General features: G+C 58.1%; 7 protein-coding genes and 1 pseudogene. 5 read left to right on the forward strand and 3 right to left on the reverse strand.

Translation table 11 applies throughout. The annotated features are described in order from the left end of the window. A pseudogene (locus tag ACILSI_RS25475) lies at positions 1-1,050 on the forward strand (sulfite reductase subunit alpha); the annotation flags it as partial. 101 nt (positions 1,051-1,151) lie between these two features. On the opposite strand, the gene ACILSI_RS25480 reads toward ACILSI_RS25475, so the two are convergent. Then, a complete protein-coding gene (locus tag ACILSI_RS25480) occupies positions 1,152-3,560 on the reverse strand; it encodes an ATP-binding protein (protein WP_395724743.1) in 2,409 nt (802 codons plus the stop codon). Positions 3,561-3,679: 119 nt separating this feature from the next. On the opposite strand from ACILSI_RS25480, the gene ACILSI_RS25485 reads away from it, so the two are divergent. The 4 genes from ACILSI_RS25485 (at position 3,680) to ACILSI_RS25500 (ending at position 11,291) form a co-directional block, all read left to right on the forward strand. Continuing rightward, on the forward strand, positions 3,680-5,764 hold the full coding sequence (locus ACILSI_RS25485; protein ID WP_395724744.1) for a prolyl oligopeptidase family protein: 2,085 nt from the start codon (positions 3,680-3,682) through the stop codon (positions 5,762-5,764). Positions 5,765-5,867: 103 nt separating this feature from the next. After that, positions 5,868-8,123, forward strand: a complete 2,256-nt coding sequence (locus ACILSI_RS25490; protein ID WP_395724745.1) for an AMP-binding protein — start codon at positions 5,868-5,870, stop codon at positions 8,121-8,123. Between the two features lie 403 nt (positions 8,124-8,526). Beyond that, positions 8,527-10,623 (forward strand): VIT and VWA domain-containing protein, encoded by a 2,097-nt coding sequence (locus ACILSI_RS25495; RefSeq protein ID WP_395724746.1) that lies wholly within the window; start codon positions 8,527-8,529, stop codon positions 10,621-10,623. Further along, positions 10,623-11,291, forward strand: coding sequence for a hypothetical protein (locus ACILSI_RS25500; protein WP_395724747.1), 669 nt, complete (start codon positions 10,623-10,625; stop codon positions 11,289-11,291). Before ACILSI_RS25495 ends, ACILSI_RS25500 begins: the two co-directional genes overlap by 1 nt. Before the next feature lie 2 nt (positions 11,292-11,293). Here ACILSI_RS25500 and ACILSI_RS25505 read toward each other — a convergent pair whose 3' ends face one another. Both ACILSI_RS25505 and ACILSI_RS25510 read right to left on the reverse strand, forming a co-directional pair. Beyond that, the gene (locus tag ACILSI_RS25505; RefSeq protein WP_395724748.1) at positions 11,294-12,493 is read right to left on the reverse strand and encodes a DUF1080 domain-containing protein; all 1,200 of its coding nucleotides are present in this window, start codon (positions 12,491-12,493) and stop codon (positions 11,294-11,296) included. Between the two features lie 288 nt (positions 12,494-12,781). Continuing rightward, complete coding sequence (locus ACILSI_RS25510; RefSeq protein ID WP_395724749.1) at positions 12,782-13,498, reverse strand: hypothetical protein; 717 nt, start codon at positions 13,496-13,498, stop codon at positions 12,782-12,784. Between the last annotated feature and the right edge of the window lie 259 nt (positions 13,499-13,757).

Below are 13,757 nucleotides of genomic sequence, written 5' to 3' on the forward strand. Positions count from 1 at the left end.
TACGAAATCGACCTCTCCGGCTCCGGCCTCGAATACACCCCCGGCGACTCGCTGGCCGTGCAGCCCCAGAACGATCCCGCGCTCGTCGATGACACGCTCGCCGCGCTTGGTTTTTCCGGCACGGAAATCGTGAAGCATCCGAAAACCGCCGCCGAGGTGCCGATTCGCCAGGCTTTGATCGAAGGGGCGCTCATCACTGAGATCGACAACAAGCTCATCAAGGCCATCGTCGAAAAAACCGGCGGCAACACTCCGCTGGCCGAGCTCAGCCTGCCAGAGAAGAAGGAAGACCTCAAAAGCTACCTCTGGGGCCGCTTCGTGATCGACCTGCTGCTCGAAAACCCGACGGCGAAGTTCACGCCGGAGGAGTTCATGCTGACGCAGAAGAAGCTAAACATCCGCCTCTACTCCATCAGCAGCAGCCAGAAGGCGCATCCTGAGGAGGTGCATCTCACCATCGCCACCGTGCGCTACACCAGCCACGGCCGTGCGCGTGGCGGCGTCGCCTCCACCTTCCTCGCCGAGCGTGTGACGCCGAACGAGACGCTCATCCCGTGCTTCGTGAATCACGGCAAAGGCTTCCGCCTGCCCGAACCGCAGGAAGAAACGCCCATCATCATGTGCGGCCCCGGCACCGGCATCGCTCCGTTCCGCGCCTTCCTTGAAGAACGCAAAGCGACCAACGCCAAGGGCAAGGCGTGGCTGTTCTTCGGTGAAGTCAGCAGCAAGTCCTGCTTCTTTTACAAGGATGAATTCGAAGGCTATCTCGCCGACGGCACACTGACCAAGCTCAGCACCGCCTGGAGCCGTGATCAGGCCGAGAAGATCTACGTCCAGCACAAGATGCTCGAAGCTGGAGCCGAACTCTGGGCCTGGCTGGAGCAAGGCGCGATCTTTTACGTCTGCGGCGACGCCGCCCGCATGGCCAGCGACGTGGACAAGGCCCTGCACACCATCATCGAAAAAGAAGGCAGCAAAACACCCGAAGAAGCCGTCGCCTACATGCAGGCGCTGAAGGACGCAAAGCGGTATCGCCGGGATGTTTATTGAGGGTGATTCGCGTGTTGAAGCGAGTCTTGACGATCTCTTGGCCGATTGACGCGGCTTGAGGTCAAGGAGTCGTCAAAACAGTCAAGCAGTGGCCAAGAGAGTCAGGACTTCGTCAGCCACAATATCCCCGTCGCGGTCACCTGGATGTTCTTCTTCACCGGGGTGAGTTTCACGGTTTCGAGGGCAAGCACAGCGGGATCGTATTGATCCCGGATCTTCTGAGTGTCGTCGGCGAGTTGTTTTTCCAGGTCGGCCATCTCGGACTGAATGGCTTCCAGTTCGCTAGCGGCGGCGGCGGCCTCGCGTCGCTCCTTCATGACGCGGCTTGCTCCTGCGATGCTGCTGCTGGCGGCGGTGATGCCGCTCTTGCGGCCAAAGATGGCACCCAGAATGCCGCCGCCGACTGTGACAAGGCTGCTCATCGTGGCACTGCTGGCCTGTGCTTTTTGCGTTTCCACCTTGGTCATGGCTTTGGAGGCCTTGGCCTCCAGGGCCTTCACGGCCTTGGTGGTCCTCTCGCGCAGTTCTTCAATCGCGGCATCACGTTTTTCCCGCGTCGTTTGCGTGATTCGCGCCTTGAACTCGTCCACCTTCTCACCGGGATTTGAATAGGCTTCCAGCAGCGGGCTGAAGAAGACTTCGAGGCTGTGATTGGCATAGACCCAGTCGGTGAAGTCTTTCTTGATGCTGGTGTAGGTGCTGGATTTCAGCGCGGGACCGGGCAGATCGGCAAAGGCGGCTCCTTCGACGGGTTCGGACTCGAATTTGGAGAGATCGTCGTCCTTCGGGATGTCGATGAACTTGTCCCACAAGACCTTCTGCTTCTCGATGTCGATGGCGTTGACGAGCGTGACGACGCTCTTGCCGCTGATCTTCCGTTTGGCATCGTCAAACAGCACCGTGGCGCTGCGCAGGATGGCGGGTGTGTAAGTGAGGTGTTCGCCGTCTCCGTCGGTGGGCTGGAACAGCTCGGTGACATCTTCGGGCAGCTTCGGCCGAACCGTGTTGCGGTCTGTGGCACTGCTGCTGGCTCCGGGAGGCGCGAAGCCGTCGTCTTCGGCGGCAGCGTCTTCGTTTTTCGCGGGACGGATCGGGTCCATGAGAGCTTTGATCTGATTGCGAGCAAGCGGGCCGCTGAGATAGCTTAGAATCCAGCGCACATGGAAGACCACGGGCGCGTCTTCGTGTACGTTGTTCATGAGGAAGACACGGGCACCGAGGCCTGCGAGCGTCTGCTCCATGAGTTGGCGGTCGAATTTGCCACCCGCGGTGTTGGCCGCGCCTTCGAGGCCGTCGAGCACGCGCATCTTGTCGCGCTCGGTTTGCAAACGACCGAGCCACCAGGTGCCGATGTTCGCCAGCGCCTTGTAATCGAGATCTGCTGGGTTTTGCGTGGCGAGAAGGATGCCGAGGCCAAAAGCGCGCGCCTGTTTGAGCAGGATCATCATCGGCTTTTTCGACGGTGGCATGGCCGTGGGCGGCAGGTAGCCAAAGATCTCATCCATGTAGAACAGTGCTCGCAACGAAGTCGTGCCCTGCTGCGTGCGCATCCAGCCGAGGAGCTGATTCAAAAGCAGCGAGACGAAGAACATGCGCTCGGTGTCGCTCAGATGCGCGATGCAGAAGATGGTGACGCGCGGTTTGCCCTCCTTCGTGTAATACATGCGCTGGATGTCCAGAGGCTCGCCCTCCAGCCAGGTGCTGAAGCCGGGACTGGCGAGCAGGTTGTTCAGCTTCATCGCCAGCGGCGTGCGCTTGGACTCGGGCATGAAGCTGTCGAGATCGACGACACCGATCTTCCGAATCGGCGGCTGCTGGATGTGCCGCACGAGGTTTTCCAGCGTGATGTTTTGTCCCTTCTTCCAGCAATGTGCGACGATGTTGCTGAGCAGGATGTGCTCCGGCGACTGGATGGGATCGGCTTCAATGTCCATGAGGCCGAGCATCGACGAAACGGTGCTCTCAATGCGGTCCGCGAGCGCCTCCGCGTCATCCATGACCTCCGCAGGCGGGCAATTGAGCGAGCTGAGAATCGACACGGGCAGCCCGGCATTACTGCCGGGGGTGTAGATCGCCATATCGACGGTCTCGCGCAGCTTTTTGATGCGGTCGGCGCTCTGGCCCCAATCGCCGAGGCCCTTTTGCCACATCGCTGATTGAGCGGCGGCGTAGTCGTCAGGAGACTGGTTTTTGCGTCGTGCCTCGTCTTCATTGATCCACGGGCGGAACTCCTGTGGCGTGAGATTCGGGAAGGTGAGCAGCGCATTGCCGAGATCGCCCTTCGGGTCGATGGCGATGACTGGGACACCGTCGATGGCGGCTTCTTCGAGCAGAGCGAGGCAGAGACCGGTCTTGCCGGAGCCGGTCATGCCGAGCACGACGCCGTGCGTGACGAGGTCCTTTGAATCGTAGAGCACGAGGTCGTCTTTGATTTGCTTGGCAGCGAGATCGTATTCGCGGCCGAGGTAAAAGGAGCCGAGCTTTTCGTATTGGTCCGGGGAGATGGGCATGGTGGTGAGAAATGACGAATGTGGAATGACGAATGCCGAAATCAGCGTGGCGGGGGGCGGTTGGATTGCAAAGTGGAAATTGGCAGGCAGGATGGGATATGCGCTCCGCATTTATGCTCATGCTGACTACCACAACCCTCGCTGCTGAATCACTGAACTATCCCCAGACCCGCAGGGAGGATGTGGTGGACACGCTGCATGGCGTGAAGATCGCTGATCCGTATCGCTGGCTGGAGGACGACAATTCGGAGGAAACGAAGGGGTGGGTGCAGGCGCAGAATAAAGTGACGTTTGGTTATCTGGAGAAGCTACCGAAGCGTGAGGAGATCAAGGAGCGATTGAAGGAGTTGTGGAATTACGAGCGCGTGGGCATGCCGTTTGAGCGTGGTGGGCGGTGGTTTTATTCGCATAACTCAGGCTTGCAGAATCAGGCTGTTCTAATGACGACCGAGTCGTTGGAGGGCGAGGGCAAGGTGTTGCTCGATCCGAATGCGATGTCGAAGGACGGGACGACTTCATTGTCAGACTATGAGCCGAGCGAGGACGGCAAGCTCATCGCCTATGGCGTTTCAGAGGCCGGGAGCGACTGGACGACGATCCGTGTGCGCGACATCGCCACAGGGCTTGATTTGGAGGATGTGGTGAAATGGGTGAAGTTCAGCGGGGTGTCGTGGCTGAAGGACGGCAGCGGCTTTTTCTACTCGCGCTATGATGAACCGAAGCCCGGCGCGGCGCTGACGGCGAAGAACGAATTTCACAAACTCTACTTCCACAAGCTGGGCACGACGCAGAGTGACGACACGCTGATCTACGACCGTAAAGACGAGCCGAAGTGGGGCTTTGGCGGTCATGTGACGGAGGATGGCGACTATCTCATCATCCAGGTGTGGCTGGGCACGGAGCCGAAAAATCGGGTGTTTTACAAGAAGAACGCCGGCGATGGCCCAGTGGTGGAACTGCTCAATGACAACGACGCGCGCTACTCATTCATCGACAACGACGGCCCAGTGTTCTACTTCCGCACGGATCTGAACGCGTCGTGCTTCCAGGTCATCGCCATCGACACGACAAAGCCGCAGCGCGGCAACTGGCGCATTGTGGTGCCGGAAGTGCCGAAGGTTCTACTGGAAGGCGTGAGCACGGTGGGCGGGCAAATGTTCTGCGAGTATCTGCGGGATGCGAAGACGGAAGTGAAGTGCTTCGATTATGCGGGGAAGCTGATTCGTGACGTGAAACTGCCCGGCATCGGCTCTGCGGGCGGGTTTGGCGGTTATCGGACGGATACGAGCACGTTTTACACCTTCACCAGCTTCACCGAGCCCGGCGCGATCTACCGCATGGATTTAAAAACAGGCCAAAGCACGCTGTGGCGTAAACCGGAGGTGAAGTTCGACGGCTCGGCCTTCGAGACGAAGCAGATATTCTTCAAGAGCAAGGACGGCACGCAGGTGCCGATGTTCATCGTTCACAAGAAGGGCCTAAAGCTCGACGGCTCGAATCCGACGCTGCTTTACGGCTACGGCGGCTTCAACATCAACATGACACCCGGCTTCTCCGTCTCACGCGCCGTCTGGCTGGAGATGGGCGGTGTCTTCGCGATGCCAAACCTGCGCGGCGGCGGCGAGTATGGCCGCGAATGGCATCTGGCAGGCGTGAAGCTCGGTAAACAAAACGTCTTCGATGACTTCATTGCCGCCGCCGAGTGGTTGATCGCGAACAAGTACACCACCAGCGCCAAACTCGCGATCCAAGGTGGCAGCAACGGCGGATTGCTCGTCGGTGCCTGCATGACACAGCGTCCCGAGCTTTACGCAGCTGCCTTGCCCGCTGTGGGCGTGCTGGACATGCTGCGCTTCGAGAAATTCACCATCGGCTGGGGCTGGAAGAGCGATTACGGCACGGTGGAGAACAGGGCGGAGTTCAACGCGCTGCTGAAATACTCACCGTATCACAATCTCAAGCCCGGCACACGTTATCCGGCCACGCTCGTGCTCACCAGCGACCACGACGACCGCGTCGTGCCCGCGCACAGCTTCAAGTTCGGCTCCCGATTGCAGGAATGTCAGGCTAAAGACGGCCCGCCAACGTTGATCCGCATCGAAACCAGCGCCGGGCACGGTGCGGGAACGGCGCTGAACAAGACCATCGAGAAGACGGCGGACGAGTGGGCGTTTCTGTTGAAGGCGTTGGGGATGAGGGACTGATCTGTGCTCTATTGTTGTTTTGGAAGCGTCCATTGCTTTGATCAATGACGGCTCACGATATATCAATTGGAGGAAAATCCGGGTTAGTGAGATTCTTGTGAGCATGAACCCAAATGCGCTCATCAATATCGTCATATCGGACCTGCTGATTCGCCCGCTCCTGTGGCTAGTCACCCACACTCTTTATCGTATCCGCGTTGTTGGACGTGAACACGTTCCTGAGAGCGGAGGCGCGTTGTTTGTGTGCAATCATCTGTCGTTCATGGACGCCTGTTTCTTGATGGCCACGACCAAGAGGCGCATCCGGTTCATTCTTTTTAAGGGCATCTACGAAAAATGGTGGGTTAAGCCGTTTGCGCGTGCTTTGAAGGCCATTCCAATCACTTCGGAGGGGAGACCGCGTGAAATGATCCAGTCGCTGCAGTCGGCAACGAGTTGGATTAAGGAAGGTCACATCGTGTGCATCTTTGCAGAGGGCCAAATCACCCGCATTGGCCAATTGCTTCCATTCCGCCGCGGCATGAGCCGCATCATGAAGGGCGTCGATGCGCCGATCATTCCGGTGCATCTCGACAATGTGTGGGGGAGTATTTTCAGTTTCGAAAAGGGCCGTTTTTACACCAAGGTGCCACGCACGCTGCCGTATCCGGTAACGGTTAGCTATGGCAGGCCTTTGCCAGCCACTGCCAAGCCACAGGTTGTGCGCCAGGCTGTTGCGGAGCTTGGTGCCTCAGCATGGGAGTTTCGCAAGGATCGTATGCCAACGATTCATCGTTCCTTCGTTCGCACTGCCCGCCGCCATCCTTTTCGTTTTTCGATGACGGACTCTAGTTCGCCACGAATTTCCTTCTTCACAGCGCTGACCAGGACCATTTTTCTCGGGCGCAGGCTCAGAAGCGTTTGGAAGGATCAAGAAATGGCTGGGCTGTTGCTTCCGCCATCGGTTGCGGGTGCACTTGCCAATTATGCAGCGCTGCTGATGGGCAAGGTGCCGGTGAATCTTAACTACACTCTTTCCGAAGAGAGTATCGCATCCTGTATCAGCCAGAGTGGGGTCCGAACGGTGGTCACGTCCCAAAAGTTTCTCACACGGCTGAATTTGAAGCTGCCTGTGGAAGTGGTCTTCCTGGAAGAAGTTGCGGCGAAGCCAGGCCTTGGAGAGAGATTTTTAGCACTGGCGTTGGCATTGCTTTGTCCCGTGGCGCTGATCGAGAAAGTGCTCGGAAGTCGGAGGAAGCGAGAGATCGATGATCTTGCCACCCTGATTTTCTCAAGTGGCAGCACGGGAGAACCAAAGGGTGTGATGCTTTCGCACTATAATATCGTTTCAAACGTGGAGCAGATTGGTCAGGTTTTTGCTTTTGCGTCGGATGACCGTGTTCTGGGTATCTTGCCCTTCTTCCACTCTTTCGGTTTCACGGGAACTCTTGGGGCACCTGCAGTGTTGGGACTGGGAGTAGCGTATCATTTTAATCCTACTGATTCCAAGGCCGTGGGTGAGCTCGTGCATCATCATGAGATATCCTTCCTTCTCGCCACGCCCACCTTCCTGCAGCTCTACATGCGAGGCTGTCAGCCGGAGCAGTTTGGCAGTGTGCGCTTTGCCATGGTGGGTGCGGAAAAATTGCCCGAACGACTTGCATTGGCTTTTGCCGATCGGTTTGGCTTCCGTCCAATGGAGGCCTATGGCTGCACTGAATGTTCTCCGGCGGTGAGCGTGAACCGAGAGGATTTCCGTGCGGCGGGATTTAGACAAATAGGCGGCAAGCGTGGCACTATCGGGCACCCGCTGCCTGGCATGACCGTACGCATTGTCGATCCAGAGACCGGGGCGGAACGGTCAGTAGGTGAGTCTGGGCTCATGCTGTTAAAGGGGCCGAACATCATGTGCGGCTACATGAACAATGCGGCTAAAACTGCCGAGGTGCTCAAGGATGGCTGGTATTGCACAGGCGACATTGCTGCTGTGGACGAAGACGGCTTCATCACGATCACCGACCGGCTTAGCCGTTTCAGCAAGATCGGCGGAGAGATGGTGCCACACATCAAGGTCGAGGAGAAACTACAGGAGATAGTCGAACTGCCGACACAGGTCTTTGCCGTGACCAGCCTGCCCGATGCGAAAAAGGGAGAGAAACTCATGGTGCTGCATGTCTTAAGCGATCCTGCTCTTGAAGTCGTGCTGGAAGCTCTTGCGAAACCCGATCTGCCGAACCTTTGGAAGCCTAAGCGCGACCAGTTTGTGCGAGTGGAGTCTCTACCGGTGCTCGGCACCGGAAAGACAGATCTGCGCAAGGTGAAGGCGATGGCGGCTGCGGCTGAAGCGACGCGTGTGGAGAGCTTGCCAGTGTCGGAATGAGAAAATATTGCAAAGTGATAGAAGCCTGGCAGGACCTCAATCTCCGTCCATGTGGTTATTCTTCATAATAACTCAGCAGTTGTTGCCGAATGCGGTCATTGCGCTGTTGATAGGATTTGTGGCGCACCTTATTGCACAGGGATTCGGATCGCGCACCCTGCTTTCCAGAGCAGGTCCCTTGTTTCCATTGTCATCTCGATTGCCGGTTTTGTATTCGGCTGCCTGTTGTTGATTCTTTGGCTGTTGGTAACATTGCAAAGTGCCCGGTGAAACGTGCTCATGCAGTTGTGCTGTGGTGAAATGAATACCACGTCATGCTGCTTTGGACCATTGAGTGATTCAATTGCAGGATATGTTTTATGAATTACCCACTGCCCGGCGGTAAGGTGAGTGTCGGCGTGCTATGAAAGCACAAACACACACATCGATAACGACGGGTCACCGCAAGAGTGATGCCGTTTCCACGCGCTCTTTGCATCGCTATGTCATCACTCTCGGTCTTACTCTGGGGCTGGTGGTATCCGTTAATGGCGCGGGCACACTCACGCCGAAGGGATCGCCGGATCAACCAATCCAGATCCGGGATCACCATCTGGAGGTGACGCTGAACAACGGCTTTGCCCGCTCGGAGGTGACGCAGACGTTCTTCAATCCGAACGACAAGGACTTGGAGGCAGTTTATCGCTTCCCGCTGCCGAAAAGCGCGAGCCTTTCGGAGGTGACGATGACGCTCGGCGAACGCGAGATTCACGGCGAAGTGGTGGAGAAGGAAAAAGCGAAGACGATTTATGAAAACGAGAAATATGCTGGTAACGACGCGGGCCTGGCGACGAAGAACGGCTATCAGTCCTTCGACTTCCAGGTGCACCCTGTGCGTGCCAAGAGCGAGACGCGGTTGCGGATCGTGTATTACCAGCCGCTGGAAATAGACACAGGTATCGGGCGATTTGTCTATCCGCTTGAGGAAGGTGGCACGGATGATGTTGCGACGAGTTTCTGGAATCCTGTCAACTCAAAGGTGGAAGGCGCGTTTTCCGCAGCCTTTGAGCTGAAATCAGCCTGGCCGGTGACCAATGTTCGGGTTCCGGGATTTGAAAAGGAGACGGTGACGGACAAGTTGGCAGACGGTCACTATAAGGTGCGCGTGGAAAAAAAGGATCATTCTCTCACGGGGGATTTGGTTTTATACTATCGCCTCGCAGATGACCTTCCAGGGCGAGTGGAACTGATCCCTTTCCGCAAAGGAAAATCTGGGCCGGGCACGTTCATGATGGTGGTAACGCCGGGGCTGGATCTCAAGCCACTCACCGGCGGGGCGGACTATGTTTTTGTCTTGGATACGTCTGGCAGCATGCAAACTAAGCTGCGCGTGCTGACGGACGGTGTGAGCCGTGTTTTGGGCAAGATGCAGCCGCAGGATCGTTACCGCATTGTGACTTTCTCCACCACAGCTTCGGATCTGACGCAGGGCTGGAAGGTGGCGGAAGAGGCGAATGTGCAGGAGACCCTGAAACAGATCGCGGCGCTGCAGCCGAGCGGCAGCACGAACCTCTATGATGGTCTGACTCTTGCAATGAAGGATCTGGACGCGGACCGTGCTACGAGCGTGATCCTTGTAACAGACGGTGTGACGAACACGGGCGTCGTGGACCCGGTGGCGTTTCACAAGCTGACGAAGAGCCACGATATCCGCATTTTCGGATTTTTGCTCGGCAACAGCGCGAACTGGCCGCTGATGCGCACAGTGTGCGATGCAAGTGGCGGCTTTTACGCAGGTGTTTCGAATGCGGACGACATTCTTGGCCAGATCCTGCAGGCGAAGAGCAAGGTGCTGCATGAATGCCTGCACGATGCGGAGCTAAGCATCACAGGTGTGAAGACGCTCAACACAACCGGATTGCTGCCTGGCAAGATCTATCACGGGCAGCAGTTGGTGATGTTTGGCCAGTATGAAGGTTCAGGTGAAGCGGAACTGGTGCTCAAGGCCCGCATGACGGGTGAGGACAAAGTGTACCGAACGAAGTTCAGCTTTCCTGAGAGTGACGAGGCAAATCCCGAACTGGAACGGCTTTGGGCAATGGATCAGATCGAGCAATTCGAACTGCGTGCCAATACAGGGGTGCTGCCAGCAAGTGAATCCGACTCTGCGATTGCCGATCTCGGTGTGAAGTATCAGCTCGTGACTGACCAAACCTCCATGCTGGTGCTGGGCGACGATGCCTTCGCCCGACAGGGAATCGAACGGCGCAATCAGCAACGTGTTGCAGCGGAACGCTCCGCGCAGGCGACGCGTGCGGCAGCTCCGCAGCCAGTAAGCTATCGTGTGGACAGCGCTCAGCAGCCCTTCACTCCATCACCTGCGCCTTCGCACAGTGGTGGCAGCGGATTCAGCTTGGGCGGTGGTGGCGGAGCCCTGTCACCTCTGACGGTTGTTTCGATGGCTCTGTTTACCGTACTGGCTTTGGGCGTGACTGAACGTTCCAAGAAAGGAAAGGCTTGATGCAACCGCAGGAACATCAACGCACGAACCATGAAGGATGCCCGCCGCTGGCGGGCATCCTGCTGGCTGTGAGCGTGGCCTTGGTGACATTGGGAGTGCAGTGCATCCACGGTGTCCCTGAAATGTTGCAATGGCAGAGGAGTGGAGGAGTGGAATGGACGTGGATGACTTCCCACCTGAGTCATTGGTCATGGAATCATCTGGCTTGGGACCTGTTTGCGTTTGGGCTGCTATCGCTGCTTTGTTTGCGATTGTTACCCTCTCGCTATGCCACCTGCCTGCTCGTCGCCGCTGTTTTCATACCCTTAGAGGTGCAGATCAATCAACAACATATTGAGTCATATCGAGGCCTGTCGGGCTTGGATACGGCACTCATGGGTCTCTTGGTCGCGGCCTTGTGGCGGCAACCGAATGAAGGCCATTCATGTGGTGTTTCACAAGTGCTCGCCGTTCTCGGTGGCGGAAGCTTCCTGGCAAAGACGATGTATGAACTAACGACAGGAGGCACCGTTTTTGTGTCGGCAGGAAATGAGCCTTTTGTTCCAGTTATTTCCGCTCACTTCGTGGGATTCGTGTGTGGCTTTTTGGTGGGTATATTCAAAAGCATGTCCCGGCTTCCTTGGAACAATGGTGCCATCATACTGAAGGCTTCGCTCCCTTCGCTATAACCTTACTCCCGCACGAAGAAATTCGCGAAGGTCACGGACGTGCCGAAGTCGGCGATGCCGACAGGGCCTTTGGGTGAGCCTTCGAGCGTGGCTTCAAGAACTTGGGGATTGGCTTCCTGGGTTTCGGTGAGGGTGGCGGTGGCTTTTTGACCATCGAGCTTGAGGCGGAGGCGATACCATTTGCCGGGTTTCACTTGTTCGGGGCCGAAGACGATGGGGGCTTTGCCGGTGCCAATGAGGACGGTGGGAGTTTTTGCGCCGCGAACGCAGAAGCCGGTGCAGGGTTTGGTGAGATCGGCGGTTTTGGAGAGCTGGAAGTCGGCAATGAACTCGCCGTTGGCGATTTCGGCGTCGCTCCAGAGTGCGGGGCCTTCTTGGCCGTCGGTGGAGTCGAGTTTGAGGTTCCAGTTGGAGATATTCCATTTGGATTCGGCTCCGGCGGGGACTTTCCAGCCGCGGAAGTCGAGGCCGTTGTAGAGATTCTTCCAGCCTTGATCGAGCGGGGCGGTGTCGGCGGCGGTGGCACCGGTGGAGGGGAGTTCTTTGATGCGGACGTTGCGGAATTCGACGGGAGCGCCTTCGGATTCGAGGGCGAGATAGCCTTTACGCCAGAAGCATTTGTCGCCACCGCTGACGATCTTGCCGTTCACGGCGAGCGTGAGTTTGCCGTTGTTGCCGGTGATGCGGTAGTGGTTCCATTCGGGCGAGGGTTTGCTGCGGTCCTCGCTGGGGAAGCTGCGCTGGCCGTTGTGGTCGCCGTGCGGCTCCATGGTGGCTCCGTGAATGGGAAAGACGTCGCCATGCGTGGTGAACCAGCGCGGCTTTTTCGGGTCGGCGTGCTTCATGTAGCCGTGATCAAGCACTTGGACTTCGATGCCGCGCAGAAAGGGCACGCCGGGTGCGGAGATGGGGCTGCCCCAAATGAAGACGCCGGAATTGCCGCCGCTGGTGAGATGCCGCCACTCGCACTCCATGATGAAGTTCTCATACTGCTTCTCGGTGCGCATTGCGCCGGTGGGGATGCCGGTGCAACTCACGACGCCGTCCTTGATGCTCCAGGTTTCGGGCGCGCAGTTGGCGTTCACCCAGCCGCTGAGGTCCTTGCCGTTGAACATGGGCACGAAGCCCTCGTCATCGGCGGCGTGAGTGAAGGTGAGCGCGGTGGAAAGGGTGAAGGCGCAGAGGAGCGAGGTGGGTTTCATGCGGCAGGGATACGCTGGCGGAGGTCAAGGCTTCGCAGTCAAAGTGTCAATGAGGTCAAGCGTCGTTGTCTTGACCTCCTTGATACCTTGACTGCTTGACTCTCTGCTTGGATCACCCAAACAGCGCCGCCACGGCCCTGCCGTCCATGAGTTCCTTGCTTGGAGCAATGCCCATCGCGGCGTGAATCGTTGTGTGGAAAGCGCGACATCTGCACGAACCCGAACCTCTCTCATCAACGCGCTGTCGAAGCTGGACCTCGAACGCCAGTTGAGGCGCTGCCGCAGGGCTCAGGGAACTAGGAATATGACCTTGGTGACGGGGTCTCGCATCCGGGTGCCGGGATGCTGGCCGGTGACGTCCACGATGTTGGCGGGAATGCGACTCGACCCGGGAGGATATACGCAGCCGGGTTTTCCGGGCACGGGGCTGGCAAAGGTGAGGACTGGCAGGGTGGATCGTGCTGTGGGAGCGTTCGCAACCAAGGGGGCATTCTCCCCAAGCACGGCCGCGATGAACGGGGCATGCGCACGGGCGGGCGTCATGATCCGTGCCGGGTGGAGGGGCGGCACCATCACGCGAGACGGGGTGAGTGGCAGGAACTGGACGATCATGCGCGTGCCCTCGAAAGTACGGATGATGGTGAACGGTGCGCCGGGGTAGGTGTTGATGATGACGTCCTGGACGTTCAGGGAAGTGCTGAGCCGCTGCGCGCGATCGTTCTGGGCGAAGGAGCTGGGCCGAGCCGGGCGGGCGGAAACTTGAGGCCTCTGGCTCTGTGCTGGGGAGACGGCGGATGCAAACCTGCGGCCAGCCTCGTCTTCTGAGAGGTTTTTACCGCTGGACAATACGCTCTGAGGTCCCTGCTTTGAAGGGATGGGCGGAGTTGTCTGCGGTGTCTGCGTCTGGAAACCGGGGGCGCGGCTGTCGGCCGCATACACTGTTGGCAGCAGTGCCAGGAGCCAAGCACCCACGAGCAGGTGTGTGTGAACTGACGGTGGGGGCATGGCTTGAACAGAGTTGGCCGCCTGACGGGGAAGAGGGGCTCGTTTCACCAACTGAACCGCTCGCGGAGCGTGGGCTCCGGGTGCCGCGTGAGTCCCAGCAGGCAGCCGAGGGTAAGGCCAAGCGTGAAGGCTCCTAGCAGCCTGTTGAAAAACCTCTCCTCCTGGGTGATGAGAACAACCCTGCATGTTTGAGCAACGCCAAACCAAGCAACGCCAGCAGGAACTCTGGATAGTCGCCGGAGAACTTCCCGCAGCCACC

The sequence above is a fragment of the Prosthecobacter sp. genome, assembly GCF_044232965.1.
Lineage (GTDB): Bacteria > Verrucomicrobiota > Verrucomicrobiia > Verrucomicrobiales > Verrucomicrobiaceae > Prosthecobacter.

Excerpts from the sequence above, each read along its gene's own strand:
- ACILSI_RS25510 (WP_395724749.1), bottom strand. The coding sequence starts at position 13,498 with ATGCCCCCACCGTCAGTTCACACACACCTGCTCGTGGGTGCTTGGCTC.
- ACILSI_RS25495 (WP_395724746.1), top strand. The coding sequence starts at position 8,527 with ATGAAAGCACAAACACACACATCGATAACGACGGGTCACCGCAAGAGT.
- ACILSI_RS25490 (WP_395724745.1), top strand. The coding sequence starts at position 5,868 with ATGAACCCAAATGCGCTCATCAATATCGTCATATCGGACCTGCTGATT.
- ACILSI_RS25480 (WP_395724743.1), bottom strand. The coding sequence starts at position 3,560 with ATGCCCATCTCCCCGGACCAATACGAAAAGCTCGGCTCCTTTTACCTC.
- ACILSI_RS25485 (WP_395724744.1), top strand. The coding sequence starts at position 3,680 with ATGCTGACTACCACAACCCTCGCTGCTGAATCACTGAACTATCCCCAG.
- ACILSI_RS25505 (WP_395724748.1), bottom strand. The coding sequence starts at position 12,493 with ATGAAACCCACCTCGCTCCTCTGCGCCTTCACCCTTTCCACCGCGCTC.
- ACILSI_RS25500 (WP_395724747.1), top strand. The coding sequence starts at position 10,623 with ATGCAACCGCAGGAACATCAACGCACGAACCATGAAGGATGCCCGCCG.